Genomic DNA, 26770 nt, shown 5'->3' with positions numbered 1-26770 from the left:
GGGAGAATGGTGCGCATGGCTATGAAGAAAGGACCGACCAAGGGGTCGGGCGGCAAGCACCGCAACAAGCTGAAGGGCAAGGGCCCCACGCCCAAGGCCGAGGATCGCGTCTACCACAAGGCATACCGGGCCAAGAAGGCGGCCGATCGCCGCAAGATGGCCGATCCGCGTCTGGCGGCCCGCCGCCGCGCGGCCAAGTTCACCTCCGATTCGGATGATCTGGTCATCGGCCGCAACGCCGTGCTGGAGGCGTTGCGCGTGGGTGTGCCCTCGTCCACGCTGTACGTGGCCACGCGCATCGAACATGACGACCGCACGCTCGACATCGTGCGTCTGGCGGGCCAGCAGGGGCTTCATCTGCTGGAGGCGGACCGCCTGGAGATGGACCGCATCGCCCGGTCGAGCAACCATCAGGGCGTGGTGCTCAAGGTGCAGCCGTTCGAGTATTCCTCGCTGCATGATCTGGTGGAGGCCGCCGACAGGAAGGCCAAGGCGATGGAGGCCGTGAACTCCGCCGCCACGCGCATGGCCGCCCGTCCGCTGTTCATTGCGCTCGACGGCGTGACCGACCCGCAGAACCTCGGTGCCGTGATCCGTTCGGCCGCCGCGTTCGGCGCGAACGGCGTGATCCTGCCCGAACGCCGTTCCGCTTCGGTGACGGCCGCGGCATGGAAGGTCTCGGCCGGTGCCGCCGCGCATATGCCGGTGGCCCGCGTGGTGAACCTGACCAAGGCCATCGAGAGCATGAAGGAGCGCGGATACTACGCCGTGGCGCTGGATGGCGGCGGCGACGCGCTGGTCGGCGAAACCGGTTTCGAGACCGACCCGCTGATCGTGGTTTTAGGCTCGGAAGGCAAGGGTGTCAGCCGTCTGGTGCGCGAGGCCTGCGATGCCGTGGCCGGCATCCCGATCTCCGACATGGTCGAATCGCTCAACGCCTCGGTGGCCGCGGGCATCAGCCTGTACGCGGTCGCCCGCGCCCGCCGCGAGGCCGCCGCGAACTGACGGTCGCGATACGACGGTCACAAATATGAAAACGGGGAGGGCCCGCGATGGTCGGCCCTCCCCGGGATATCCCGCACGCGATACCGCTAGCGTGCGGGATGACTCAGCACGCCGGAGCGCGAGACATTGCCCAGCCACTCCAACGAGGTGCGGGGATGGCGTTCGAACGTGTCCTTGTCCCAGCCGATGAGGCCGAAGGTGGGCCGGAACGATCCCCACTCGTAGTTGTCCAACAGCGACCAGTGCAGGTAACCGAGCACGTCGATGCCGTCGGACATCACGTCATGCAGGCCAGCGAGTGCATCGTAGGTGTAGTCGATGCGCCGCGCGTCGTTCGCGGTGGCGATGCCGTTCTCGGTCACGAAGATCGGCGTATGCCCGCCGACCTCCCATGTGTGCCGCACGGCGATGCCCAGCGCCGGCGGGAAGTACTCCCATCCGGTCAGCGTGCGTTCGGCGTTCGGGTCGGTCGGCACCGGGCCGTCCTTGCCGATGAAGGTACGCAGGTAGGCCTGTACGCCGATGAAGTCGTCGCCGGCGGCCGCTTCGGTGAAGTAGTCCTCACGCGGGTACTGGTACGCCTCCATCTCGGCCTCGCATCCGGGTACGGCGTGGAAGGCCTGGCAGGCGATCGTCCAGCCGGATTTGATGGATGGAACGGACGAGAGCACCTCGCGCGCGCTGCGGTGCGCGGCGACGAGATTCTCCGAGATCTCCGGATCCGGATAGGGCAGCGACGCGGCGATGAAGTCGGAGCCCTCCGTGCCGCCACGCGTCAATGCCACCATATTCGGTTCATTGAGCGTACACACCCAGGTCACGTCGTGCAGAATCGGCAGCACATATTCGATGTACCGCCGGAACCGCTCCACCGCGTCCGCCCGGCGCCATCCGCCCTGCTCGGCGAACCACAGCGGCAGCGTCATGTGGTACAGCGTCACCATCGGCTCCACACCGTACTGGCGGCAGGTGTCGATCATGCGGCGGTAGTGCAGCAGCTGCGCCTTGGAGAAGCAGCCGCATTCCGGTTCGATGCGCGCCCATTCGATGCTGAACCGGTACATCCGCAGCCCGGAGGCCGCCAACAGGCGGATGTCCTCCTCGAAGCGGTTGTAGCTGTCGCAGGCGTCGTTGGACGCTTCGCTCAGATCGGTGTTGGGTGAGTGCTCGCGCGCCCACCAGTCGCTGGACACGTTGTTCCCTTCGATCTGGTGTGCCGCGGTGGCGGCGCCCCAGATGAAATCGTTCGGGAACGTGTAGGAAAGTGCTGTCATAGAAACCTTGCCTTTCTTAGGTCACTTGATGCCCGTCATCGCCACGCCTTGGATGAAGTAGCGCTGCAGGAAGACGAACAGGAGCAGGATCGGGGTGATGATCAGCACCGCGCCGGCGAGCAGCACGCTGTAGTTCGTGGCGTTCTGGCCGGTGGAGTACAGCGAGAGCGCGACCGGCAGCGTGTACATATCGTCGGTCTGCGCGGCGACCAGCGGCCACAGGAAGTTGTTCCAGCTGGACAGGAACGTCAGGATGGCCAGCGTGGCCATCGCCGGACCGCACTGCGGCAGGATGATCTGAAAGAAGATGCGCAGTTCGCCCGCGCCGTCGATGCGTGCGGCCTCCATCAGCGCATCGGGGATGCCCGCGATGAACTGACGCATGAGGAACACGCCGATCGGCTGGGTCAGGAACGGCAGAATCAACGCCGCGTACGTGTTCGACAGCCCCATGTTGGAGACCACGACGAACAACGGCACGAACGTGGCGACGCTGGGCACCATCAGGGTGACCATCACCGCGCCGAACACGATGTTCTTGCCGGCGAACTTCATCTTGGCCAACGCGTAGCCGACCATCGAGCAGAACACGATGTTGCCCAGCACGGTGATGACGGCCACAATCAGGCTGTTGCTGAAGTAGGAGCCGAAGTTCAGCTCCTGGAACCATTTGGTGAAGTTCTCAAGCGTGGCGTGCTCGGGCAGCAGCTTGGGCGGGATGGCGAGGATCTCGCGCTGCGTCTTGACGGAGCCCAGGGCCATCCATACGAACGGGAAGATCCACACCACGCCGATCACTGCCAAAACGCAGTACACGGGGCCACGGGCCTTGAGGAACCTGTTCCACAGCGAGGGGCGGTTCTCCGGCACGTCGACGGGTTGCGTCATTGCGGTCATGTGCGTTCCCCTTTCACTCATCGGATCCGAGGATGCGGAACTGCAGCACGCTCACCACCGCGATGATGATGAACAGCACCCAGCTGGCGGCCGAGGCGATGCCGTAGCGTCCGAATCCGAACTGCTGGTAGACGTAGTAGGCGGCCGACAGCGTCGAGTCGAGCGGCCCGCCCTGCGTCATGACGAACGATTCCTCGAAGAACTGCAGGTAGGCCACCGAGATGAGCACGGCGCCCAGCAGGATCGTGGGCTTCATCAGCGGCAGGGTGATGCTGGTGAAGGTGCGCCACTTGCCGGCGCCGTCCACCGCCGCGGCCTCCTTGAGTTCGGTGGGGATGGCCTGCAGGCCGGCCAGGAAGATGATCATCAGGGTGCCCATGTTGCGCCAGATCGTCATGATCATCAGCGCCGGCAGGGCGAACCTGGTGTCGTGCAGCCAGTCGGGGCCGTCGATGCCGAAGACGGCCAGCAACGAGTTCAGCAGGCCGTCGTCCTGCAGGATGTACCGCCAAACCACCGAGACCGCGACGACGCTGGCGACGACCGGCGCGTAGAACACGGCGCGGAAGAAGGCGTTGAGGTGCTTGAGTCCCTTGTTCAGGGCCACGGCGAACGCCATGGCGATGGCGATGGTGATCGGCAGGCCGACGATGACGAAGATCGCCGTGGTCAGCAACGCCTTGTGGAACCGGGGATCGGTGAGCAGCGTGACGTAGTTGTCGAACCCGACGATGTTCACGTTGAACGGCGTGCGCAGGTCCCGCGAGGTGATGTCGGTGAACGACATGCCCATCGAGGAGAGCAGCGGCACCAGCATGAACACGCCGAAGACCAGCACGAAGGGAAGGCAGAACCCCCAGGCGATTAGCGCCTGGCGGCGGCTGAGGGCGCCGTTGCAGCCGCCCTCAGCCCCACGACGAGCACGCTTGCCCATCGTCACTCACCGGTTCCGATCGACTCGGCTTCGGCCTGCAGGTTCTTCAACCCCTCATCGACCGTGAGCTGTCCCTTGTAGATCTGTTCCATGATGCGATCGCCCGCGGCGGACACCTGTGCCCAGGTCGGCACGGCCGGCGGGGCCTGCGTGCTCTTGAGCTGCTCGCCGTAGGCGGCCAGCTTCTCGTCGCCGGCGAGGGTTTCATCCTCCCAGGCCGACTGCGACGACGGCAGCACGGTGGCGGTCTTGTACCATTCGATCTGCGTCTCCGGCTCAGTCATCCACTGGATGAACTTCCAGCCCGCGTCCGGATTGGCGGCCTCATCCATCACGACGAAGTCGGCACCGCCGACGAAGGAGGTGGAGCTCTCGCCCTTCGGAATGACGGCGGTGGCGTACGAATCGGAATCGCCACCCTGATCGGCGATCTGACTGATGCTGGTCGGGCCGCCGGTCATGATCGGGGTCTGGCCGTTGATGAACTGGGTGATGGATACACCCGGCGTGACGTCCAGGTTGGTGCCGATGATGCCGTTCTTGAAGAAGCCGTCGATGTACTCGGTGGCCTCGTGCATCTCCGGGGTGTCCAGGGTCCAGTTGCCTTCGTCGTCCATCAGCGAGACGCCGGACGAGAAGAACGCCCACAGGGTGCCCTGCCAGGAGTCGGCGCCGGACGGGGAGATGTACATGCCGTTCTCCACGCCGTCCACCTGCTTGACGTCCTCGGCCATCTGCCTGAGTTCGTCAAGTGTCTCCGGGGCGTGATCCCACCCGGCCTGCGCGGCGATGTCGGTGCGGTAGTACAGGACGTGGCTGTCCACGTACCACGGCACGCCCAGCTGCTCGCCGTCGACCTGGCCGGCCTCCAGCGGACCGGCCGAGAAGTCGCTCAGATCGAAGTTCTCAGGCACCGGCGCGAAGGCATCGGCGAAGTCGGCCATCCAGGTAGTGCCCATCTGGATGACGTCCGGCACGGTGCCGGCGGCGATGGCGGTCTGGATCTTGTCATGCGCGGAGGCCCACGGGATGGCGGTCACGGTGATGTTGACGTCGGGGTTTTCCTCTTTGAACCCGTCGACGAAATCACCCAGCAGGTCGCCTTCGTTGCCCATCGCCCAGACCGTCAGGTCACCGGTGGCGGGTTCGGAATCGATGCTGGTGACGGCGCCCTCGGACGCGCCGGCGGGCTTGTCCTCGCTACGCCCGCACGCGCCCAATCCGAGCAGCAGCGATGTTCCGGCCACTGCGGCCACAGCGGTTTTCCACGGTGTATGTTTCATTGCTCCTCCTTGAACCATTCTCGTAATCTAACCGCGTAGATTACGATATAAATTTAATCGCGTAGATTTATGTTTGTCAAACCGCGTAGATTTTCGACACGCCGAATATCAGGACATCAGAAAATCGGGCATCACGCCCACCCTAGGACACATATCCCCGTGGATCGGACACTGCGACGCTTGTCCCCATACGACCGTCGGTCACGCGCAGCCGCAGCTGTTACCCAACACCAACTTCACCGGCATCCGGTGCACGCTTGGTTCGTCCCACGGCATGCCGTCACATTCGGCCAGCAGCTTCGCCGCCAGACGCCCCATCGCTCCCAACGGCTGACGTACCGTCGTCAACGTCACCGGCGCAAGCGCCGACGCCAGGATGCCGTCGAAACCAGTCACGATCACATCCTGCGGCACACGCACCCCCGCATCGCGCAGCAGGTCGATCACCGCCAACGCCGTCTGGTCATTGCCACACACCAGGGCGCGCGGCAGTTGTTCGGCGTCGATGGCTTCGCACAGGTTGACCAGCCATTCCCGGGAGGACGAGGTCGAATCGTCCAGCAGCGGGCGGCCCATGGCGATGCCGCGCTCCGCCGCCCTCGACTGGAACATCTCGAACCGTTGATGCATGTCGTAGGTTGCCAGTTCGCCGATGAACGACATCTCGGTGACGCCGTGCACATCCACCAGGTGGTCGACCAGTGCCTCGATGCCGCCCTCGTTGTCGCAGATCACGTCGGCCGACGGCAACTCGCCATCGGTCTCGCCGATGCGCACCACCGGGATGCTGCGGCACAACCGCGCCACCGGCAGGTCATCCGTGCCGCGGTTCGGGAACAGCGCCAAACCGTCCACCCGGCCGGCGATATCGGTGATCGAGCCATTGTCCCGCTTCGAGACCGCCGTGCCCAACAGCACGGTCTGGCCGCGATGCCAGCATTCCACCTCGAAACCACGTTGCACTTCGTCGGCATACAACGGGTACACCAGCACATCCGGACGCTCGAAGATGTCCTCGGTGGCGAAATCCTCCAGATCGCTGCCCTGCGGCCGTTCGATAAGCATGTCGAAGGAATACAACCCCAACGCACCGGTCTTGCCGCGGGCCAGGCCGCGGGCGTTGGCCGAGGGAACGTAGTCGAGCTCGCGCGCGGCCTTGAGCACCCGTTCGCGGGTGGCGGGCTTGACCTTGTCCGGGCGGCGGAACGTGAACGATACCGTGGCGGTGGAAACCCCCGCACGCTCCGCCACATCGTAGACCGTTGTCTTGCGCATACCCTCTACTTTAACCGCTTAACCAGGCGTTTTCCGGAAAACAGCACCGCAGGAACAGATGTTCGCGTCGGCGGACGATTCTTCTATGGTCCATAACTCCGCCGCAGGAAGCACCATGATTATGCCGTAGGCAGCGCCATGATTCCACCATAGAGGGTGCGCGCGATGCCGAAGTCGCGGCGGGCACATACGGGCAAGGGCCGCGACGCTTGGACGCGCCACGGCCCCCGTCAGCCGGTTCCGGTTTGGGGAACGATCAGTGGCTCCAGACGGCGGCGTCGGGGTCGTCGTCGGGATTGTAATCATCGTCATCGTCGGCCCGCAGGTGCGCGGGGCGACCGTCGGCGTCGAACACGCCATTGCCGTACGTGTTGGTGTCGAATGTGCGCTCGTCGTCGATCACGCCCGAATCGGCGTCGGCATTAATGGCGGCCATCACCGAGGCGTCCAGCTTGTACTTCGGCAGCACGCTGGCAATGTAGCTTTCCACGGCCTCGACCATCGGCACGTCGTGCCCGGCCTGTTCGGCCAGGAACCAGCGGTGGGTCAGCACCTCGTGGAAGAACTGCGCCGGCTCGATCTGGGAGCGGTATTCGGCCGGAATCATGCGCACGGTGGGTTCGAACACCTCGCGCATCCAGTCGGTGGCCACGATCTCCAGATCCTCACCCTGACGCCAGGTGGAGGCGCGGTAGGCGTCCAGGTCGTTGAGCAGTCGCTTGGCCTGGTTCTCCTGCACATCCAGACCGGTCAGACGCAGCAGCTTGCGCGAGGCATAGCCCGCATCCACCACACGCGGACGCACCAGCACGCGGTTGCCGTCCGGTGTGGTGTTCATCTCCAGCTCGTCCACGTCGAAGCCCAATTCGTTGAGCCTGTTGACACGTTTCTCGATCTTCCACATCTCATCGGGGCTGAAGCTGTCCACGTCGGTTAGGGCGCTCCACAGCGAATGGTAGCGCTCCACCAGACGGTTGCCGACCTCCACTTCGTCGACCTCGCTGGGCAACAGCGCGCCGGAGCTCAGATCCATCAGTTCGCCGATGATATTCGTGCGAGCCAGGTCGATATCGTATTCGCGCTGGCCTTCAGACAGGCTGACATGCAGATCGCCGGTCTCAGCGTCCACCAGGAACGCGGAGAACGCGTCGGCATCGCGCAGGAACAGGACGTTCGACAGCGAGACATCGCCCCAGTAGAAACCGGCGAGGTGCAGACGCACCATCAGCACGGCCAAGGCGTCGATCAGACGTTCGGCCGTGTCCGGACGCAGGTTGCGGGCGAACAGGGCACGGTACGGCAGCGAGAACTTCAGATGCCGGGTGACCAGAATCGCCTCCAACGGCTCACCTTCACGGGTATGACGGCCCGTCACCACGGCGATCGGCTCGACGGTGGGCAGTTCGAGCTTCTCCAGACGGCGCAGCAGCTCGTACTCGCGCTCGGCGACGTTGCGGGTGATCTCCTTCATGGCGTACACGGAATCGCCGACGTGCACGAAACGCACGACGTGGCGGGAGATGCCTCGGGGCAGATTGGCGAGCAGTTCGTCCGGCCAGGTAGCCAGCGGCTTCTCCCACGGCAGGGTGAACATCTTCGGGTTCGAGCTCGCGGCGGTGATTTTCAGCGCCTGCGGCTCCGCCGTTGCCGGGGCGGTCGGGTCGGCCTTCACCGACGTGGCCTTGAGCACACGCGGATCCATCTGCGGCAGATCAGTCAATTCCATAGCCTCTAATGTAACCGGCACGGGGGCCAACTCGCCGACTGAGGTTGGGCGGGCGGCGGCTTCCCATGCAAAACGCACACATCGCAAAAGAAAAGGCCCCGCAGCCATGCGGAGCCTTTTCCCACGAGGCCAAAGAGAGGAAGAGAATGCCTCGTGTAATGGTTGACCGGGCTTATGCAGCCCTGCCAAGCATTAGTTCAGACGCAGCTCGGTCGACGGAGCGAACAGGTGCATCTTGGTCGGGTCGATCTTGATCTTGACGGTGTCGCCGATCTTCGGCAGCGCACGCGGGTTCACGCGAACCGTGGTGAGCTTGTTCTGATCGGACATCATCGTCGAAGCCTCGGCGGCGGATCCATCGGTGATGATATTGCCGTAGATGTAGCCGTCGGAGCCCAGATCCTCGACGTTGACAACCTTCAGTGAGAAGGCGTTGGGATCATCAGCAACGGCGAGATCGGCGTCTTCCGGACGGAAGCCGACGATGATCTGACCATTGTCCTCGGCGGTCAGCTTGGCAACAGCCTCGCGCGGCAGATCGATGGTATCCTCACCGATCTTGGCCTGACCGTTGATCACCGGGTGGGTGTTGATGTTCATCGACGGGGAGCCGATGAAGCCGGCCACGAAGACGTTCGCCGGGCGATCGTACAGCTCGGTCGGAGCGCCGACCTGCTGCAGGATGCCGAGCTTGATGACGGCGATGCGGTCGCCCATCGTCAGAGCCTCGGTCTGATCGTGGGTCACGTACAGGGTGGTGACACCCAGCTGACGCTGCAGGGCGGCGATCTGAGTACGGGTCTGCACACGGAGCTTGGCGTCGAGGTTCGACAGCGGCTCGTCCATGAGGAAGACCTTCGGCTCACGCACGATGGCGCGACCCATGGCCACACGCTGACGCTGACCACCGGACAGAGCCTTCGGCTTACGATCGAGGTACTCGGTCAGGTCGAGAATCTCGGCGGCCTTCTCGACGCGCTTGCGGATCTCGTCCTTCGGGGTGCCGGCGATCTTCAGAGCGAAGCCCATGTTGTCGGCGACGGTCATGTGCGGGTACAGAGCGTAGTTCTGGAACACCATGGCGATGTCGCGATCCTTCGGCTGCATGGTGGTGACATCCTTGCCACCGATGAGGATGCGGCCCTTGTTGACCTCTTCCAGACCAGCGAGCATGCGCAGGGTGGTGGACTTACCGCAGCCAGAGGGGCCGACCAGCACGAGGAACTCGCCGTCCTTGATATCCAGATTCAGATCATCCACCGAAGGCTTATCGTTGCCCGGGTAGATACGAGTGACATGGTCAAATACGACTTCTGCCATGATATGTTCATCCTTTCAGAGGCAGGTACGTGCCTCACGATCCGTTGTGGAAGGTGGTTGTGCGTCCGCCTACAGCGCCCGACATCGGAAACCGTAGACTTCGGCGTTTACTTATCCGGTCCATTGAAGGTTCTCTTCTTTGAGCCACGCTCTACTATACACCAGTTCGCATTAATGGCAAGGGTGGCGTTTCTCGGCGTGTTAACGCTCACAACCCCTTCACGAGGATCATGGCAGCACAGGCACCCCGACGCAATCACTGTGGCGCCCGCCCGCCCCATTCGTCATCGACCCCCGTTCGCCGCCGCGCGGATATGCATGGAACGCGGGGTGCACACCGACCGCCGAGAAGAGCCTCAACGCCCCACGCAAATCGCTTAATATCAACGGATATAACGTTTTAGCAACACGCCGCTAAAACGTTGAAATTATCGGCTTTCCCGAACACCCCTCCTGACTCCATTTATCATGGAACTACGCGGGCCGCCAGCCCGCCAGGCTGTATTGCTAACCGATCGAAGACGACACGGCGGCAGCCGCGGAGTTCGAGGGCCGACCTCTTTGCCCCGGGCTCACCGAGGTCGCGTCCAGGAACGGCCTCGACAAGTAGGAAGGGAAATCCCATGACAAAGCTCATTCTCGATTTGGACACCGGTGTCGACGACGCCCTCGCCATCGCCTACGCGCTGGGCAGCCCCGAGGTCGAGCTCATCGGCATCACCGGCACCTACGGCAACGTGCTGCTGGAGCAGGGTGTGCGCAACGCGCTGGCCATCACCGAACTGCTCGGCCACCCCGAGGTCAAGGTATATAAAGGTATCCCGCATTCGGAAGCCACGGACGGCTTCGAGGTCCTGGAGATCTCCAAGTTCATTCACGGCAACAACGGTATCGGCGACGTGGACATCCCCGACTCCGCACGCGAGGCCGAAACCGAACCCGCCGTCGACTTCATCATCGACGCGGTCAAGACCTACGGCAAGGACCTCGTCTACGTGCCGACCGGCCCGATGACCAACATCGCCGCGGCCATCCGCAAGGCCCCCGAGATCAAGGATAAGATTGGCAAGATCGTGCTGATGGGCGGCGCCCTGACGGTGTGCGGCAACGTGAACTGCTGCGTGGAGGCGAACATCTCCCAGGATCCGGACGCCGCGGACTACCTGTTCCGTTCCGGCGCGCCGGCCACCATGGTCGGCCTCGACGTGACCCTGCAGACGCTCCTGACCTACAAGGAGACGCAGCAGTGGCGCGACCTGAACACCAAGGCCGGCGACTTCCTCGCCGACATGACCGACTTCTATATCAAGGCCTACGAGACCACCTCGCCGCATCTGGGTGGCTGCGGCCTGCACGATCCGCTCGCCGTCGGCGTGGCCGTGGACCCGACGCTGGTCACCACGCTGCCGATCAACCTGCAGGTGGACGTCGAGGGCCCGACCCGCGGGCGCACCATCGGGGACAACACGCGTCTGAACGACCCGGTCAAGACCATGCAGGCGGCCGTCGGCGTGGATGTGCCGCGCTTCCTGAACGAATTCATGACCCGCATCACCGGATTGGCTCGCAACGCAGGCTGAGTCGCGCATGGCCGCCGCGGCGGCAAATAAATCGAGTCCAACCGACATGTGAACGTTATCGAAAGGATGCAAACCATGGCTGACAACACCACTGTTGTCGAGCAGGACGTCGACGACGCCACCAACAAGATGGCGATCCGCGCGCTGATCCCCCTGCTCATCACCTTCGTCCTGGGCACCCTGTGCCTGCAGGGCTTCAACCTGGTCTTCCAGCAGGTCGGCGCCGACGTCGGCGCACCCGACCAGGCCTCGCTGATCACCGCGTTCCCGAGCCTGGTGCTCGGCATCGTCTGCTTCATCTACGGCTCGCTCGGCGACTTCATCTCGCTGCGCAGACTGGTCACCGTCGGCCTGATCGTACTGTTCGTCGGCTCCCTGTTCGGCTTCTTCGCCAACTACTTCCTGCCGGCGAACCTGTGGACGGTCATCATCGCCCGCGTGCTGCAGACCGCCGGCGAGCAGGTGGCAGGCTCCGCATTCCTGGTGGTGGCCACCAAGTACCTGAAGAACTCACTCAAGGTGATCTTCTTCGGCCTGTACACCGCCGCCTACCAGCTGTCCGCCTCGATCGGCGTGTTCGCCGCCGGCTTCCTGAGCACCATCAGCTGGCAGTTCCTGTTTCTGATCCCGGCCGTCACCATCATCTTCCTGCCGATCCTGCTCAAGAACCTGCCCGACAGCAACGGCAGCGGCGACAAGATCGACACGGTCGGCTTCGTGATCTTCGGCGTGGCCACCGCCTTCCTGACGCTGTTCTTCTCCTACATGAGTTGGTGGATGATCGCCCTGGCCGCCGTGCTGTTCATCGGCTTCGGCGTGTACATCTCCAAGGCCAAGAACCCGTTCATCACCCCGGCGTTCTTCAAGAACACCCGCTGGCTCATGGCCATCTCGCTGATCGCGCTGTTCTACTTCACCAACTACGTGGTCTCCCCGTTCTACAACGCCATCGGCGGCGCCCTGTACAACATGGACTCCTCGCAGGTCTCCACCTATCTGGTGTGGGCGTTCGTCTGCGCCGCCATCGTGGGCACGTCCTCCGGCGTGATCATCGGCAAGATCGGACGCCAGGCCGGCATCATCACGGCCGCCTGCCTGATCATGTGCGGTTTCGCCGGTGCGGCGTTCTGCGTGGACAAGGGCTTCATCCTCCTGACCCTGTGCGCCTGCGTGCTGTACTGCGGCGTCGGCCTGCTGTACTCGCCAGTCGTCAGCACCGTGCTCGGCACGCTGTCCACCGAGGAATCCGGCCGTGGCGTGGGCCTGAACGATCTGGTGATGAACGTCTCCCCGTCCATCGGCATCGCCATCTTCGGCAGCCTGCTGGCGGGCGTGCCGGCCGTCGATGAGGCCGGCTCCGCGGCGGCACGCGCAGCCGCCGCTACGGGATACTCGCAGCTGCTGCTCATCGCGGCGGGCGTCATCCTGCTCGGCCTGATCGTGTACCTCGTCTTCCGCAAGCACATCTACGGAACCAAGTAACCGATTCTCGCACCCGGTGCCGGAGACGAGCCCGCTCCCTCCGGCACCACCCCACCACCCCAACCCCAAGGAGCAAGCATGCACGACATCCTCGCGAAGCTCGACGACATTCATGGCGCCGTATCCGTCATCGGTTCCATGAACGCCGACTACACGGTCTCCACCGAACGCCTGCCCGGACCGGGCGAAACCGTCAACGGAGGCCCCCTGCAGGTGCTGCCGGGCGGCAAATCCGGCAACCAGGCGGCGGCCGCGGCCCGCATCGGCGCGAACGTCCGCATCTTCGGCGCGGTCGGATCCGACGCCAACGCCGACTTCCTGCTGGGCAAGCTCACCGAAGCGGGCGTCGACACCCAGTACGTGCGCCACGTCCTCGGCCCCAGCGGCACCACCGTCATCGCCGTGGACGCCAACGGCGAGAACACCATCATCTACTCCCCCGGCTCCAACGCGCAGGTCACCGTGGAGTACGTGGAGTCGATGAAGGACGCGATCACCGCCGCGCCCACCATCGGCTTGTGCTTGGAAAGCCCGATCGATACGGTCACCGCCGTGGCCCGTATGGGGCGTGAGGCCGGCGCCACCGTGCTGCTGAACAACTCCCCGTTCACCACCGAACTGCCGCGCGAACTGATCGAAGCCTCCGACATCCTGCTGGTCAACGAACACGAGATGGCCCAGCTGCTCGGCATCAACGAGCCGGAGGATGACGACTGGGACGGCATGGACTGGCATGCCATCGCCGACAAGATGCACGACTACGGGTTCCGTCAGGCCGTGATCACGCTCGGCGGCGACGGCTCCGTGGTCATCGACGGCGACGACATCCACCGTATCTCCCCCGTGCGTGTGCAGGCCCGTGACACCACCGGCTGCGGCGACTCGTTCATGGGCACGATCCTGGCCGGCCTGTCCTCCGGCATGACGCTGATGGACAGCGCGCAACTGGCCTCCTACGTCTCCGCCTACGCCGCCACCAACTACGGCGCGCAGGCCTCCTACGGCACCGCGGCGCAGATCCGCGCGGCCTTCGCGTAAGATAACGCCCGTCATCACCGGAAGCGGCGTCCCGTACCGAACGGGGCGCCGCTTCCGCATATGAGGCATGTCGCACCGTTCAACCACCCGCATCACCGGCAACGTGTATGCTGTTTGAAGGGTTGAATGGCGAAGGAGGCGATGCTGCATGCGTCCTATCCGAATCGGTGTGGTCGAGGACGACCCCGCCGCCTGCCAGCTCATCCTCGATTATCTCAACCGGTACCAGCGCGAGCAGGGCGAACAGTTCGTCGTCTCCGCATTCAACGACGGCGCGGCGCTGGTCGAGCACTACACACCCGTCTATGACATCCTGCTGCTCGACATCGAGATGAAGCAGATGGACGGCATGGAGGCCGCACGGCGCGTACGCGAGCGCGACGACGGCGTCGTCATCGTCTTCATCACCGCGGCGCCGCAGTACGCCATCAGCGGATACGAAGTGCAGGCGCTGTCCTACTTGCTCAAACCGGTGCCATGGTTCGCCTTCAGCCAGGAACTCAAACGATCCATCGATACGGTGCGCCGCCATTCCAACGACTCGATGCTGGTGGAAACCGGCTCCAAACAGATCCGCGTGGACCTGACCGACATCGTCTACATCGAATCGATCCGGCACACCATCATCATCCACACGCTCAGCGGCAAGCTCTCCATCACCGGCACCTTGAAGGACCTGGAGGCTAGGCTGGCCGACCATGACTTCTTCCGGTCGAACTCCTGCTATCTGGTGAACCTGCGGTACGTGGCGGCGGTGGAGGATCAGGACTGCGTCATGTCCAACGGCGAGCGGCTGCGCATCAGCCGCCCGCGCAAGAAGGCGTTCCTGACGGCGTTGGCGGACTACATGGGCGGCATGCAATGACCGGCGCCATCGTCAACGCGCTGCCCGACATCCCCCGCCTATACACGGCCATCAGCGAATGGCTGGGATGCCTGGTCTACATCTGCGCGTTGTACCGGCGCGTGCCGTTGATACGGACGATCCTGACCACCACGCTCGGCCTGCCGGTGCTGATCGGACTGCAGTACTTCGCGGGCACCATGTCTCTGCCGTTCTGGATCTTCGGCATGTGTCTGGCGGCCATCGGCATGTTCGGCATCATCATGCTGGCCATCGGCACCGGCAAGCGCGAGGGCCTGTACATCACGGCCCGCGCCTTCATCCTGGGCGAGCTCATCGCCTCATTGCACTGGCAGCTCGCCACATTCGCCGAGCACGCGCTGGGCAGCTCGCCCACATGGTGGGAGAACATCATCCTGCTCGTTGTGACCTACGGTCTGTGCTTCGTGATCACCTACAACGTGGAACGCGGCAACTTCAGCCAGACCCAGCCCACGGTGCCGACCCTGTCCGCCGCGGTGATGACGGTGGCCACCACGCTGATCACCTTTGCCATGAGCAATCTGAGCTTCGTCTCCACGAACACCCCGTTCTCCGGCACCATCGGGCAGGAGGTGTTCTACATCCGCACGCTGGTGGACCTATGCGGGTTCGTGATCCTGTATGCGCAGCAGGAGCAGGCGCGCCGTCTCGTCTCGAATATGGAGCTGGCCTCGATCAACGCGCAGCTCAAAAGCCAGCATCAGGAGTATCTGCAGTCCAAGGAGAACATCGAGTCGATCGGGCGGCTCGCCCATGACCTCAAGCACCAGATCGCCGCGCTGCGCGCACAGGTGGACCCCGAACACATGGCCGCGGGATTCGAACAGCTGGAGGCGTCGGTGCAGCAGTACAGCGCCCAGCAGCATACCGGCAATCCGGTGCTGGACGTCATCCTGACCGCCAAGACGCACACCTGCGCGGACAAGGGCATCACGTTCACCGCCGTGGCCGACGGCAAACTGCTGGACGGCATGTCGTCGATGGATATCGCCTCCCTGTTCGGCAATGCGCTGGACAACGCCATCGAAGCCACCTCCAAGCTCTCCGACCCCGAGAAGCGGCTGATCCGGCTCGCGCTGTACCGTCAGGGACAGTTTGTGGTGCTGCGTGTGGAGAACTACTACGATTCCGCTCTGAAAACCGACACCGAGGGCAACCTGCGTACCACCAAGAAGGATGCGCGATCGCACGGCTTCGGCGTCAAGTCGATCCGGCATATCGTGCAGCAGTACGGCGGCGAGGTGACGATCCGCACCAAGGACCACTGGTTCACGCTCACCGCGCTGGTGCCGCGCTGATCCCCCGCGGCGCTGCAAATGCGGCAAAAGGACAAGCGCTAGTCCCAAACGAAACGGGGTCCCGCCGGATTGGTTCCGGCGGGACCCCGCATTCCTCTCTATCGCGTCCGGACATCAGCCCGGACACAGATCACTTGTTATTCTTCGGCATGATCCAGAACTTGAGCAGCGGGTAGCTCACGATCACGGCCAGCAGCGTGTTCACCACGGAGGCGACGGTGCCAGCCAGGCCGGCACCCATGCCCCAGCCCTGGCACAAGCCGGTAACGTAGCCGGGCAGCACCAGATTCACCACCACGATGATGACCGCCAGAATCGCGTACTTCCAAGCGGCATCCTTGAAGCTGGAGTCAGACTTGAACACCCACTTCATCTGCACGAAGAAGTTCACCACCTGGGCGATGACCTCGGCGCACAGGAAGGTCAGGAATCCGCCCAGACCGTTGCCCTGCTCGTCATAGTTGAAGATCAGGAAGTGGAACGGCGTGGTCAGGCCCATGCCCGTCACGAAAATCGCCGTGCCGATCCACGTCACCACAAAACGGGCGATCGTGGACACATTCGACAGGATGTTGAACAGGATGAACTCCCAGATGTTCGGATGCGTCTTAATCCAACGCTTGACCGGACCCATCTGTGCCAGCTCCTCTTCGGTATACTCCGGAGTGGCCTTCTTCTCTGCCTCACTCATTGTTGAGCTCCTTTTCTGTGCGCTTGTTGGCGGACTGGTTGCGGAAGAATCCCGCGATGAACGATCCGATGCCGCGGAAGGTGTGGCGGTTCGCGATCTTGACGATGGCCTGGACCATCGCGGAGTCGATCATGCCCTGCGTCATCTTGCTCATGGCGCGGGGCGGCATGTTGAGGATGAACAGCGTGTTCAGATCCGGCTGTCCGGTCTTCTCGCGCACCTTCGCCTCACGCTTGGTGAGCGTCTTGGCGATGGTGCGTGCCAGGAAGCCCTTCGAATCCACCCAAGAGGAGATCGGGTCGTTGGCGCCAAAGGTCACCGGCTTGCCGGGGGCCGTCACCCAGTGGCCGAACAGCGCCGTCATCTCGCCGTCGGTGACCTCCTTGACCTTGCCGGTCAAGTAGGAGCCGAGCGCCGGGTCGGCCGGCTTCGGGTCCACATCACCCTTGACCTCATGTGTGGCGGTCAGCAGGATGTCCTCCACGTTCGCGCCGACCATCAGCGTCCATTCGCCGGACTCCACATGCCAGGCGTTGGACTCGGTGTCGAAGTGACGGAACGTGTAGCGGTCGAAGTCGATGCGGACGGTCTTGGACTCGTGGGCATCCAGCTGCACCTTGGCGAAGCCCTTGAGCTCGCGGTCCGGCCGCAGCACGCCGCCCTGCGGGCCGCGCACGTACAGCTGGGCCACCGTGGCGCCGGGGACGTCGGAATCGTTGGTCACGGTGAACTCCACGCCGTTGTCGTCCACCTTCAGATCGGCGTAGGAGAACGACGAGTAGCTCAGGCCGTAGCCGAACGGGAAGCGGACCGGCACGCCGGCGGTGGTGTAGTAGCGGTAGCCGACGAACGGGCCTTCACGGTAGATGGCGTCGCGGCCGATGGCCGGATACCAGCCGGAGTTCGGCGCGTCGGCGTACTGGATCGGCCAGGTCTCCGCCAGGTGGCCGGAGGGGTTCACCTTGCCGGTCAGCGCGTTCGCGGTGGCGGAGGCGCCGGCCTGGCCGGACAGGCCGATGTACAGGATGGCGGATACGCCGTCGTACCACGGCAGCTCCACCGGGGAACCGGCAATCAGCACGATTACCACGGGCTTGCCGGTGGCCACCAGCGCGTCGACCATGTCGTTCTGGACCTGCGGGATCGCCATCGTGGAGCGGTCGAGGCCCTCGGATTCGCTGCGCTCGTCCAGACCGACCACGGCCACCACCACGTCGGCCTTGCCGGCGAGCGCCACGGCCTCGTCGATCAGCCCCTGGTTCCTGGCACCTTGACGGTCGTAGCCCTGCGCGTAGCCGGCCACGTTCACGCCTTCGGTCCGGGTCAGCTCGTCGAGCAGGTTCTCCTCACGGGTGGCGTTCACCTTGGAGGAGCCGGATCCCTGGAAGCGGGCCACCTTGGCCATATCGCCGACCACGGCCACGTTCACGCCGGCCGGGAGCGGCAGCGTGCCGTCGACGTTCTTCAGCAGCACGCTGGAGTTCTCGGCAACGTGGCGGGCCACCGCATGATGGGCGGCGGCGATGTCGTCCTTGAGCAGGTCGTCGCGGCCGACGCCTTCGGTCTTGGTCAGCCGCGCGATCTTGGCGACCTCGGCGGCGCGGGCGTTGAGGTCGGCCTCGGCCAGCGTGCCGGCCTGCACGGCGCCGACGAGCTCACGCACGGAGGTGAAGCCCGGCGACGGCATCTCCAGGCTACCGCCGGCCTTGACGGCGTCGACGGCGGAGTTGGAGCCGCCCCAGTCGGAGACGACCATGCCGTCGAAGCCCCATTCGTCGCGCAGGATCTCCTGCAGCAGATGCTTGTTCTCGTGCGCGTAGACGCCGTTGACCTCGTTGTAGGAGGTCATGATGGTCCACGGATGGGCCTCGCGCACGGTGATCTCGAACGCGGTCAGGTAGATCTCGCGCATCGTGCGCTCGTCGATGACGCTGTTCGAGGCCTGGCGGCGCAGCTCCTGGCTGTTGACCGCGAAATGCTTCGGGCAGGCCGAGATGCCGTTGCTCTGGATGCCCTTGACCAGGCCCGCGGCCATGTGGCCGGCGACCTGCGGATCCTCCGAATAGTATTCGAAGTTGCGTCCGCACAGCGGGTTGCGCTTGATGTTCAGACCGGGGCCGAGCAGCACGTTGACGTCCAGGTCGTGCGCCTCCTTGCCCAGCGCCTCGCCCATTTCCTCGGCGAGCGCCGGATCCCACGAGTTCGCGACCGTGCCGGCGGTCGGGAAGCAGGTGGCGGGCTTGGACTGGCCGAGTCCCAGATGGTCGCCCGCGCCAAGCTGACGACGCACGCCGTGCGGGCCGTCGCTCATCACGAAGCTGGGGATGCCAGCCCGTTCGTTGCCGCGGGAATCCCACTCGGACGCGCCCGAGAGCATCGCCGCTTTCTCCAACACCGAAAGTTCTTCGAGTTCCATGGTTCTCCCTTGCACTGTGTTCTCGAACGGACCGCAGCCATGCTGCATCGCACGACAGCAGTTCGCCTTCCTCTTCGATTGAATCAGGTTTTGCCGCGCGACATACACGGGGTTACACAACCTGTCGTTTTATTCGCACAATCGGTCCGGTACCGCATCGTGACTGTGCTACATCGTGACTGTGCGAGGTCGTGGGAAAAGGTCGGTTTTTCGCCGTTTCGCCGACTTGTTGCACGGCTACGATGCCGCAGGGTCACATGGGTGCCGGAGCATTATCATCGGATTATGAGACTGAAGCAGTGGCAGAAGTGTACCGACTGGCCGTTGATGATCCTGGCCATCGTGTTCTTGGCGGCGTTTTCCTGGCAGGTGCTGGCCGGCACGTATACCACGTTGTGCGAGGGGTTGATGAATGCGATATGGATCGTGTTCATTGTGGATTACGTGGTCTCGCTGTGGCTGGCCGAAGACAAATGGCAGTGGTTCAAGCACAATCTGATCAGTCTGCTGTCGATCGTGCTGCCGATGTTCCGCCCGCTGCGGCTGCTGAGGCTGGTCAAGGTGCTGCACGTGCTGGGGCGCACCAGCGGCATGGCGGTGCGCGGCAAGCTCACCGTATACACGATCGGATCGGTCTCGATGCTGATCTATGTGAGCGCGTTGGCCGTGTACGCGGCGGAGCGCGGCGCCGAAGGGTCGTCGATCACCGACTTCCCCACCGCCCTGTGGTGGGCGTTCGTGACGGCGACGACGGTCGGCTACGGCGACCATACGCCGGTGACGGTCTACGGCAAGCTGGTGGCCGTGGGGCTGATGTTCACCGGCATCGCGCTGATCGGCATGATCACGGCGATGCTGGCCTCCTGGATCGTGGATCAGGTCAACGCCGAGGCCGAGGAGCGCGAGGAGGAGGCGCAGTCGGAAACCGACCGTCTGCGCCGGGACATCCGCGAGCTGACCGACACCGTGGCCGCCCTGCGGGAGGAAATCCGCGGACTGCGTTCCCCGGATGCGTCCTCTTCGGTTCCCAAACCACCATCCACCCCGCCCATCCCTTCCGGACTCTGATACATTCGCCCCGCAACCCGCTCGCCGACAATGGCGGAATCCCAACGTTTTCCGCAGTTGCGTCAGAGTCACGATGCATCAGAGTCACAAAAAACGGTCACGATGGACCAGAGTCCGGGGATGGGAACCGGTCCGGGGATGGGCGGGCACGGTTGGGGAGGAATGGAGCACGGAGGAATGGTATAAGAAGGGGCGGCACCCCGCTGTGAGGTGCCGCCCCGGATTATGGCGCTGGATGTTTATCCGTCACAATCAGGCCTTGGCGGCCTTCTTGCGATCCATGAAGCGCTTGATCGCCAGGATCTCAAGTCCGACGAACAGCACCGCAGTCACGCCCCAGACCACGTAGGTGATGGTCTTCCAGATCGGGACCTCGACCGCCGGCTCGCCATCCGCATACAGCCAGCTGTTGGCGGCCGTGTACAGGATGTTGTGGGTCGCCGTGCGCATCGCCTGCATCGAGGTGGCGGACTTGTCGGTGATGTGATTGGTGATGTCGGTGGTAGCCAGCATCACGTCGGTGCCGCCGCGGATCGCGCGATCGGCCTGCATGTAGCCGAAGCCGCCGAAGTAGTCGGACAGCACCATGCCGCGGAAGCCCCACTCGTCACGCAGCACCGTGTTGAGCAGGCCCGAGTGCGAGCCGGCCCATTCGATGCCGATGTAGTTGAAGGAGCTCATGACCGCGCCGGCGCCGCCGTCCTTGACGGAGGCCTCGAACGGCTTCAGGTAGATCTCGCGGATCGCCTGCTCGGTGGACCAGGTGCACAGCATGCTCAGACGGTTGGTCTCCTGGTCGTTGAGGGCGAAGTGCTTCATGAACGCGTACACGCCCTTGGACTCGGCGCCGGTGACCTGCTGCGAGGCCATAGCGGCGGAGAGCACGCCGTCCTCGGAGAAGTACTCGAAGGTACGGCCGGCGAAGGCGTTGCGGTGGATGTTCATGGCCGGGGCGTACCAGCCCGCCACGTGCATGTCGTGGGCCATGTCGCCGATGCCCTCACCGAAGCGCTTGGCCAGATCCTTGTTCCAGGTGCACGCCACCGAGGTGGAGGACGGGAAGCCAATCGAACCGACCTGGGTGAAGTTGTTGTTCAGCGAGGCCGGGCCGTCCACGTCGGTCAGCTGGATCTTGCCGATCGACTCAATCGCCGGGGTGCCGTAGCCGCCGTTGGCGATCAGGGTGTCCATCTCGTCGAAGGTCAGCTGGTCGAGCAGCTCGTCCCACAGCGGGTCGTCGTACTCCTTGCCGGTCAGGTCGGCCAGGCGCACGTCGCCCTTGGCGCCGGTGGTCGGCATCTCGTCGGCGTCGTCGTTGGTCTCGGCCGGGTCGTAGTTCGACTCGTTGCGGAACTGCGCCTTGTACTCGTCGGACAGGGTGTAGTTCGTCGGCGCGGCCAGGGCCTCCTCGCGGTTGGCGAAGTGGTCGGCACGGCTCAGGTAGGTCACGTCGCCGCGGTCGGCGTCGAAGGCGTTGGTCGCGGGAACGGCGTCGCCGTCGTGGGTGTTGTCCTCGGTGTTGTAGACGATGTCCTCGTCCACGGTCACGGTCTTCTCGTCGATCACGGTATGCGAGTCGGCGTTGATCGAGACCTGGTAGTCGCCGGCCTCCAGCACCCACGCCTTGGCGTCCTGATCGTCATAAGAGGCCATGTCGTCATCCTCGAAGGAGACCGAGACGGTCTCCGAATCGCCCGGCTCCAGCAGATCGGTCTTCTCGAAGGCCACCAGGTTCGCGCTGGCCTTCTCGATGCCTCCGTTGGTGTACGGCGGGTTGTAGTAGACCTCGACGACGTCCTTGCCGGCGGTGTCGCCGGTGTTGGTCACGGTCACGTCGAACGACACGGTGCCGTCCGCATAGGTCACATCGCCCATCTCCTGAGAGAACGTGGTGTAGGACAGGCCGTAGCCGAACGGATACTGCACCGTCGCGTCATAGTCGATCGCACCCTCGTCGGCCGCGGTCTCGTAGTACTTGTAGCCCACGTAGATGCTCTCGACGTAGTTCACGAACGCCGGGGAGGTCTCGCCCTCCTCGAAGTTCTCGGTCGGGAACTCAGTCATGTTCTCGTACTTGAAGTCACCCGCGTTGTTGTAGGACGGCTGCTGGGTCAGGTCATAGACGAAGGTGTCCGAGGTCTTGCCCGACGGGTTGGTGGTGCCGGCGAGGATGTCGCCCAGGGCGGAGAAGCCGGTCTGGCCGGCCGGCGGGCACCACAGCACGGACTTGATCTGCGGATAGTTCTCCACAAAGCCCAGCTCGAAGATGTTCGCACCGTTGTAGATAAGCGTGACCTTGTCGAAGTTCGAGGTGACCAGGTCGATCATGTCCTCTTCGGTCTTGCTCAGCTCGAGGAAGGACTCGCCGTCCTCGAAGTCCTCGTACTCGGTGGAGTTGTTGTTGTAGGTGATGCCCTCACCCTTCATGTTCTTCGGCAGGTCGGCGCCCTCGCCGCCCACGCGGCCGATGACGATGACGGCCTCATCGGAGAATTCCTTGGCCGAATCAATGAGCTCCTGCGAGTAGTCGGCGGCCGGCACCTCCGGCAGGGTCCAATCCTGCTCGGCCATGGCCACCACCGGGCGGTCCGCACGGTAGTCGGTGTACAGCTTCGAGAGCTCCTCGTTGGTGGTCAGACCGGCCTCGGCCATGCCCTGCAGGATCGAGGTGGTCTCATAGTTGGCGTTCATCGAGCCCGAACCGGTGCCACCGTAGACCGGGTTGGTCGACGCCCAGCCGAAGACGTTGACGTTCGTATCCGCCAACGGCAGGTTGTCATCGGTGTTCTGCAGCAGCGTAATGGCCTCGGACTGGATCTCCTTGGCCAGATCGCTGGCGTTCGAGATCGTCTCCTCGGACAGCGTGTACTTGGTGGCGGTCGCGTTGTTCAGCAGCGTGGCCAGCGGGCCGAACAGCATCATCGACACCGACACCACGGCCGCGACCAGGAACACCAGCCACGACTCGGAATGAATGAGTTTGCGCGTTGCCGTATCCGCCACCGTCTTCTTGTTGACGGCCACGGTCACGATGATCGCCAGCACCAGCACAACGCCGATGGCAATCAGCTGCGGCAGCACGGACATGAGGACGTTGATGACGTCCGCCATATTAATGCCCAGCATGAGCTATTCCTCCTCCTTGTTCTCACTGGAACAACCGGCGTGAATGCGCCCCAGCACATGCCGTTACGCGACGGTCGGCCGTGAGACTGCCCTGCCACACAACCATCAGTCAGGTCTGGATCGTTCGCTTCACCATTGAGGTTCGCAACGTCAGCACCTCTTCATGCCGATAAATCCATCATTCCTAACTTTACCGGCTTTTACCCGTTCGACCCATATCCTGTCGATTCAAGCGCATAATCTGCATGGTCCCCCCCATGCGTTCCGTCTATGGCCCGCCCCGCTTTTTCGCCGCCAGTCATCCCCTGCCGACCCTTGCGGCATCGCGTCGTTACAGCGTGTCGCGGTAGGATGGCGGCATGAGCGAACTGAATCTGGAATCCGGCCAGCTGGTGGGGGGGTATACGCTGATATCCCGTCTGGGTGCCGGCGCGATGGGTTCCGTATGGCGGGTGCGTGACGACGGCGGCCAGGAGTATGCGATGAAGATCCTGCGCGATTCGCTGTCCGAGGACGACGTGCCGCCGGATTCCCCGGAAGCCAGGGAACGGCTGACCGCCCGGGAGCGCCTGCGCCGCGAGGCGATGGCGCTGCGCCGCGTGCAACACCCGGGGGTATGCGGCATTGTGGATATGGAGTTGGACGATTCGCTGGCGTTCATCGTCACCGAGCTAATCGAGGGCAAGAACCTGCGCGACGACGTCGCCGCAAACGGCCGGTATGTGGGCACTGATCTGGAACGGCTGACGCGCAAGCTGATCGACGCCGTCAAGGCCGTGCATGCCGCCGGTATCATCCACCGCGACATCAAGCCGACGAATGTGATGGTCTCCGCCACCGGCCCGATCCTGGTGGATTTCGGCATTGCGATGGGCGAGGGGGAAAGCCATGTGACCCGTACCGGTCTGGTGATGGGCACGCCCGGGTTCATCGCCCCGGAAATCATCGATGGGGCCGAATCCGACGAGATGACCGACTGGTGGTCGGTGGCGTCCGTGCTGGCATTCGCCGCCACCGGGGCGCCCGTGTTCGGTTCCAAGCCGATGATGGCCGTATTGGAGCGCGCGGCGGCCGGCAACGCGAATCTGACGGGATTGCCGGCCGGTACGACGGCGGCGCTCCGTTCGGCGCTCGACCCCGACCGGTCCAAGCGATGCGCGCCGGAAGCGCTGCTCCAGGCCATCGAACGCGACGCCATGGACCCCACCGCATGGGAGGTGGTGCGCCCTTTTGACCCCGCGTCCCCGGACGCCGGGGAGGACTCGCCCGCGGATCCGAACAATCCGCGGTCGCTATGGACCGACGATGAGATCGACGATGGCCCCGGCGAGCAGGACGACGAGCTGATTGACAACGGGCCGGACCAGCAGCGTACACGAATCGTGACCTCCACGTTGGCGCCGTCAACTCCTCTGGAACCTCCAGCTCCGCCGACCGCCACCGCCATCCTCCAGGCCATGCCGTCCACCACCACGATGGCCGCACCGTCGGCTCCACTGTCCCCACCGGCTCCGCCGACCGCCACCGCGGTCCTACGGACGGCCGCATCGGCGCCGCTGCCGCCACCATCGCCACTGTCCGAACCGTCTGGACCGCCCACACCGCCACAGGCCTCCCCCTTAGGGGGTGCCTATCTGACGTACGTACAACGCGAATCCCGCCGCAAGCAGGGTCTGACTCCCTGTCTCCTGGCGACCCTGCCGGTGGCGATACTGGCCGCCTCGCACCCGTTCGGCGCACTGACGCTGGCCTTCGCGCTGTTCTGGGCGATGCTGGCCGCGGGATTGAATGCCGAATCGCAGTTCCGCCGGGAAATCCGGCATGACGGTAAGCGGCGGTTCGGCGACGGATTGCGCCGCGCCGCCGCCGTACCGTGGCATCTGGCCAAGGGTTGTGCGCTGGCCGCGCTACGCATCGCGCCGATGACCGCGGTCGTTCTCGGCGCGGCCTTGGCGATGTCCTGGCTGCTCGGAGCCCCGTCGGAGGCGTTCACTGCAACCTTCACCCCCACCAGCCATCCGCTCACCGCCCTGCTGCCCATGGACGTACCACTGTCCGCATCCGGCCTGTTCATGGCCGGGGTCACAGGCCTGTGCTGGCTCGCCAATGTACTGGCGTTCTCACCCGACACCCTCCGCATCGGCGCGGCCACCCTCTGCGGCATGACGCCGCGGCGCGATGCCGGTGACCCCGCGGACGAGACGGCGGATTCGCGTCCCCATGTCCGCCGAACAGCTGCCATAGCCGTCGGGGGAATGCTGACCGCGCTGACCGTGCTGATGGCCGTGTTCCTGCCATCCATCTCCTGGTTTCCGCTGTTTACGTGAATTTCATATCCGTCCAGCCGTGAGCGGAACCCCGTCCATTAGTATGGGCGGAAGTGGAATCAGGAAAGGAAACCGATGGTCCAGAACACCAAGAAGACCGAAAAACGGCAGTCGCGCGCCGAACGCCGCGCCGCGCAGGAGGCGGCGGAACGGGCCGCGGCGCTGAAGGCGGCCAAGGAGCGCAAGCAGCAGACCATCATCGGCGGCATCGTTGTGGCCATCATCGCCGTGCTCGGCATCATCGCCGGCGTCGCGATCTGGCGCGCCACGCATCCGAACAATCCCGTCGCCCAGATGTCCATCGACGAGGCCTACACCCAGCTGCAGCAGGTGGAGACCAAACCGGCCCACATCGACGACCAGGGCGGCATCCTGATCTCCAAGGACGGGTACGACACCGCGGTTGAGGATGCGCCGACCGTGTCGATCTACATGGACTTCCTGTGCCCCGGTTGCGGCAACGTGCACCGCGAGCTCGACCCCACGCTGATCACGATGATGGAGGCCGGCCAGATCAACCTGGATCTGCACTTCATGGCGTTCATGGATTCACTGTCCACCGACGACTACTCCACCCGTGCGGCCAACGCCGCCCTGACGATTGTGGACAACGACGACGATCCGGGGCATCTGCTCACCTTCGTGTCCAACATGTACGCCAGCGACTTCCAGCCGCAGGAGGGCGACGCATACGTACCGGTCAGCGACGAGCAGATCCGCGAGCAGGCCATCGCCGCCGGGGTGTCCGAGGACGTCGCCGACAAGATGGCCACCGACAAGTACACCGAATGGCTGGACGCGGTGGACACCTACACGCCCAAGCGCGAGGAGCTGTTCAACACCTCCGGTTCGCTCAAGGGGTCGATGAGCACACCGACGCTGACGATCAACGGGCATTTCTGGGATATCAACGAACTGTCCTTCGCCGACGTGACGATGAAGGACGGTCTGCTCACCTCGCTCGGCATCGACGAGGGCGATGTCGGCAAGGCAGGCGTCATGCCGTCGATCGGCGCCGATGGCGAGCCGATCTCCGTGTCGACCGGTCAGTGACCTCCCGGCAGCACACGATGACGGTCAACACGCCGAGGGAAGGCTTCCCATGCGTGTTGGCCGTTTCAACAAGTGCTGCTATGCTATTCAT

General features: G+C 64.1%; 19 protein-coding genes. 9 read left to right on the top strand and 10 right to left on the bottom strand.

Annotated features, from left to right (window positions below; all coding sequences use genetic code 11):
- The first annotated feature begins 15 nt into the window (after positions 1 to 15).
- Positions 16 to 1005 (top strand): 23S rRNA (guanosine(2251)-2'-O)-methyltransferase RlmB, encoded by a 990-nt coding sequence (rlmB, locus tag BIGA_RS07765; protein ID WP_033507672.1) that lies wholly within the window; start codon positions 16 to 18, stop codon positions 1003 to 1005.
- Positions 1006 to 1091: 86 nt separating this feature from the next.
- On the opposite strand, the gene BIGA_RS07760 is transcribed toward rlmB, so the two are convergent.
- The 7 genes from BIGA_RS07760 to BIGA_RS07730 all read right to left on the bottom strand — a co-directional run bounded on the left by BIGA_RS07760 (position 1092) and on the right by BIGA_RS07730 (position 9714).
- A complete protein-coding gene (locus BIGA_RS07760; RefSeq protein WP_033507642.1) occupies positions 1092 to 2279 on the bottom strand; it encodes a glycoside hydrolase family 1 protein in 1188 nt (395 codons plus the stop codon).
- Between the two features lie 21 nt (positions 2280 to 2300).
- The gene (locus BIGA_RS07755; protein WP_033507643.1) at positions 2301 to 3176 is read right to left on the bottom strand and encodes a carbohydrate ABC transporter permease; all 876 of its coding nucleotides are present in this window, start codon (positions 3174 to 3176) and stop codon (positions 2301 to 2303) included.
- Between the two features lie 13 nt (positions 3177 to 3189).
- Positions 3190 to 4110, bottom strand: coding sequence for a carbohydrate ABC transporter permease (locus BIGA_RS07750; RefSeq protein WP_033507644.1), 921 nt, complete (start codon positions 4108 to 4110; stop codon positions 3190 to 3192).
- A gap of 2 nt (positions 4111 to 4112) precedes the next feature.
- The gene (locus tag BIGA_RS07745) at positions 4113 to 5393 is read right to left on the bottom strand and encodes an extracellular solute-binding protein (protein ID WP_033507645.1); all 1281 of its coding nucleotides are present in this window, start codon (positions 5391 to 5393) and stop codon (positions 4113 to 4115) included.
- 201 nt (positions 5394 to 5594) lie between these two features.
- Positions 5595 to 6668, bottom strand: coding sequence for a LacI family DNA-binding transcriptional regulator (locus tag BIGA_RS07740; protein ID WP_033507646.1), 1074 nt, complete (start codon positions 6666 to 6668; stop codon positions 5595 to 5597).
- Between the two features lie 256 nt (positions 6669 to 6924).
- The gene (locus BIGA_RS07735) at positions 6925 to 8394 is read right to left on the bottom strand and encodes a DUF4032 domain-containing protein (protein ID WP_033507647.1); all 1470 of its coding nucleotides are present in this window, start codon (positions 8392 to 8394) and stop codon (positions 6925 to 6927) included.
- Between the two features lie 192 nt (positions 8395 to 8586).
- Positions 8587 to 9714: an ABC transporter ATP-binding protein gene (locus BIGA_RS07730; protein WP_033507648.1), complete on the bottom strand. Its 1128-nt coding sequence runs from the start codon at positions 9712 to 9714 to the stop codon at positions 8587 to 8589.
- A gap of 623 nt (positions 9715 to 10337) precedes the next feature.
- On the opposite strand from BIGA_RS07730, the gene BIGA_RS07725 reads away from it, so the two are divergent.
- From BIGA_RS07725 to BIGA_RS07705, 5 genes are all read left to right on the top strand, one after another.
- The gene (locus tag BIGA_RS07725; RefSeq protein ID WP_033507649.1) at positions 10338 to 11294 is read left to right on the top strand and encodes a nucleoside hydrolase; all 957 of its coding nucleotides are present in this window, start codon (positions 10338 to 10340) and stop codon (positions 11292 to 11294) included.
- A gap of 75 nt (positions 11295 to 11369) precedes the next feature.
- Positions 11370 to 12776 (top strand): MFS transporter, encoded by a 1407-nt coding sequence (locus tag BIGA_RS07720; RefSeq protein ID WP_033507650.1) that lies wholly within the window; start codon positions 11370 to 11372, stop codon positions 12774 to 12776.
- A 78-nt stretch (positions 12777 to 12854) separates the two neighbouring features.
- Complete coding sequence (locus tag BIGA_RS07715; protein ID WP_033507651.1) at positions 12855 to 13814, top strand: ribokinase; 960 nt, start codon at positions 12855 to 12857, stop codon at positions 13812 to 13814.
- Between the two features lie 148 nt (positions 13815 to 13962).
- Positions 13963 to 14679: a LytR/AlgR family response regulator transcription factor gene (locus BIGA_RS07710; RefSeq protein ID WP_033507652.1), complete on the top strand. Its 717-nt coding sequence runs from the start codon at positions 13963 to 13965 to the stop codon at positions 14677 to 14679.
- Positions 14676 to 15998 (top strand): sensor histidine kinase, encoded by a 1323-nt coding sequence (locus tag BIGA_RS07705; protein ID WP_033507653.1) that lies wholly within the window; start codon positions 14676 to 14678, stop codon positions 15996 to 15998. The genes BIGA_RS07710 and BIGA_RS07705 overlap by 4 nt, the downstream gene beginning before the upstream one ends.
- Positions 15999 to 16128: 130 nt before the next feature.
- On the opposite strand, the gene BIGA_RS07700 is transcribed toward BIGA_RS07705, so the two are convergent.
- Together BIGA_RS07700 and BIGA_RS07695 are read right to left on the bottom strand one after the other, a co-directional pair.
- On the bottom strand, positions 16129 to 16632 hold the full coding sequence (locus BIGA_RS07700) for a GtrA family protein (RefSeq protein WP_227411158.1): 504 nt from the start codon (positions 16630 to 16632) through the stop codon (positions 16129 to 16131).
- A 49-nt stretch (positions 16633 to 16681) separates the two neighbouring features.
- Positions 16682 to 19105: a glycoside hydrolase family 3 C-terminal domain-containing protein gene (locus BIGA_RS07695; RefSeq protein ID WP_033507654.1), complete on the bottom strand. Its 2424-nt coding sequence runs from the start codon at positions 19103 to 19105 to the stop codon at positions 16682 to 16684.
- A 285-nt stretch (positions 19106 to 19390) separates the two neighbouring features.
- On the opposite strand from BIGA_RS07695, the gene BIGA_RS07690 reads away from it, so the two are divergent.
- Entirely contained in the window at positions 19391 to 20173 is a 783-nt protein-coding gene (locus BIGA_RS07690; RefSeq protein ID WP_051917183.1) for a potassium channel family protein, read from the top strand.
- A gap of 252 nt (positions 20174 to 20425) precedes the next feature.
- Here BIGA_RS07690 and BIGA_RS07685 read toward each other — a convergent pair whose 3' ends face one another.
- Entirely contained in the window at positions 20426 to 23299 is a 2874-nt protein-coding gene (locus BIGA_RS07685) for a glycoside hydrolase family 3 N-terminal domain-containing protein (protein WP_033507655.1), read from the bottom strand.
- A 359-nt stretch (positions 23300 to 23658) separates the two neighbouring features.
- Here BIGA_RS07685 and BIGA_RS07680 point away from each other — a divergent pair, with 359 nt between their 5' ends.
- Entirely contained in the window at positions 23659 to 25626 is a 1968-nt protein-coding gene (locus BIGA_RS07680) for a serine/threonine-protein kinase (protein ID WP_033507656.1), read from the top strand.
- 75 nt (positions 25627 to 25701) lie between these two features.
- Complete coding sequence (locus BIGA_RS07675) at positions 25702 to 26679, top strand: DsbA family protein (protein WP_033507657.1); 978 nt, start codon at positions 25702 to 25704, stop codon at positions 26677 to 26679.
- Positions 26680 to 26770 lie beyond the last annotated feature (91 nt).

The organism is Bifidobacterium pullorum subsp. gallinarum, assembly GCF_000741215.1.
GTDB lineage: Bacteria > Actinomycetota > Actinomycetes > Actinomycetales > Bifidobacteriaceae > Bifidobacterium > Bifidobacterium pullorum_B.
This window is presented reverse-complemented; position numbering and strand designations above follow the sequence as displayed.

What these genes read in the sequence shown, in the direction of transcription:
- BIGA_RS07675 (WP_033507657.1), top strand. Translation starts at nt 25,702, where the DNA reads ATGGTCCAGAACACCAAGAAGACCGAAAAACGGCAGTCGCGCGCCGAA.
- BIGA_RS07735 (WP_033507647.1), bottom strand. Translation starts at nt 8,394, where the DNA reads ATGGAATTGACTGATCTGCCGCAGATGGATCCGCGTGTGCTCAAGGCC.
- BIGA_RS07705 (WP_033507653.1), top strand. Translation starts at nt 14,676, where the DNA reads ATGACCGGCGCCATCGTCAACGCGCTGCCCGACATCCCCCGCCTATAC.
- BIGA_RS07715 (WP_033507651.1), top strand. Translation starts at nt 12,855, where the DNA reads ATGCACGACATCCTCGCGAAGCTCGACGACATTCATGGCGCCGTATCC.
- BIGA_RS07760 (WP_033507642.1), bottom strand. Translation starts at nt 2,279, where the DNA reads ATGACAGCACTTTCCTACACGTTCCCGAACGATTTCATCTGGGGCGCC.
- BIGA_RS07730 (WP_033507648.1), bottom strand. Translation starts at nt 9,714, where the DNA reads ATGGCAGAAGTCGTATTTGACCATGTCACTCGTATCTACCCGGGCAAC.
- BIGA_RS07720 (WP_033507650.1), top strand. Translation starts at nt 11,370, where the DNA reads ATGGCTGACAACACCACTGTTGTCGAGCAGGACGTCGACGACGCCACC.
- BIGA_RS07750 (WP_033507644.1), bottom strand. Translation starts at nt 4,110, where the DNA reads ATGGGCAAGCGTGCTCGTCGTGGGGCTGAGGGCGGCTGCAACGGCGCC.
- BIGA_RS07745 (WP_033507645.1), bottom strand. Translation starts at nt 5,393, where the DNA reads ATGAAACATACACCGTGGAAAACCGCTGTGGCCGCAGTGGCCGGAACA.
- BIGA_RS07680 (WP_033507656.1), top strand. Translation starts at nt 23,659, where the DNA reads ATGAGCGAACTGAATCTGGAATCCGGCCAGCTGGTGGGGGGGTATACG.
- BIGA_RS07755 (WP_033507643.1), bottom strand. Translation starts at nt 3,176, where the DNA reads ATGACCGCAATGACGCAACCCGTCGACGTGCCGGAGAACCGCCCCTCG.
- BIGA_RS07710 (WP_033507652.1), top strand. Translation starts at nt 13,963, where the DNA reads ATGCGTCCTATCCGAATCGGTGTGGTCGAGGACGACCCCGCCGCCTGC.
- BIGA_RS07690 (WP_051917183.1), top strand. Translation starts at nt 19,391, where the DNA reads ATGAGACTGAAGCAGTGGCAGAAGTGTACCGACTGGCCGTTGATGATC.
- BIGA_RS07685 (WP_033507655.1), bottom strand. Translation starts at nt 23,299, where the DNA reads ATGCTGGGCATTAATATGGCGGACGTCATCAACGTCCTCATGTCCGTG.
- BIGA_RS07740 (WP_033507646.1), bottom strand. Translation starts at nt 6,668, where the DNA reads ATGCGCAAGACAACGGTCTACGATGTGGCGGAGCGTGCGGGGGTTTCC.
- BIGA_RS07700 (WP_227411158.1), bottom strand. Translation starts at nt 16,632, where the DNA reads ATGGGTCCGGTCAAGCGTTGGATTAAGACGCATCCGAACATCTGGGAG.
- BIGA_RS07695 (WP_033507654.1), bottom strand. Translation starts at nt 19,105, where the DNA reads ATGGAACTCGAAGAACTTTCGGTGTTGGAGAAAGCGGCGATGCTCTCG.
- BIGA_RS07725 (WP_033507649.1), top strand. Translation starts at nt 10,338, where the DNA reads ATGACAAAGCTCATTCTCGATTTGGACACCGGTGTCGACGACGCCCTC.
- rlmB (WP_033507672.1), top strand. Translation starts at nt 16, where the DNA reads ATGGCTATGAAGAAAGGACCGACCAAGGGGTCGGGCGGCAAGCACCGC.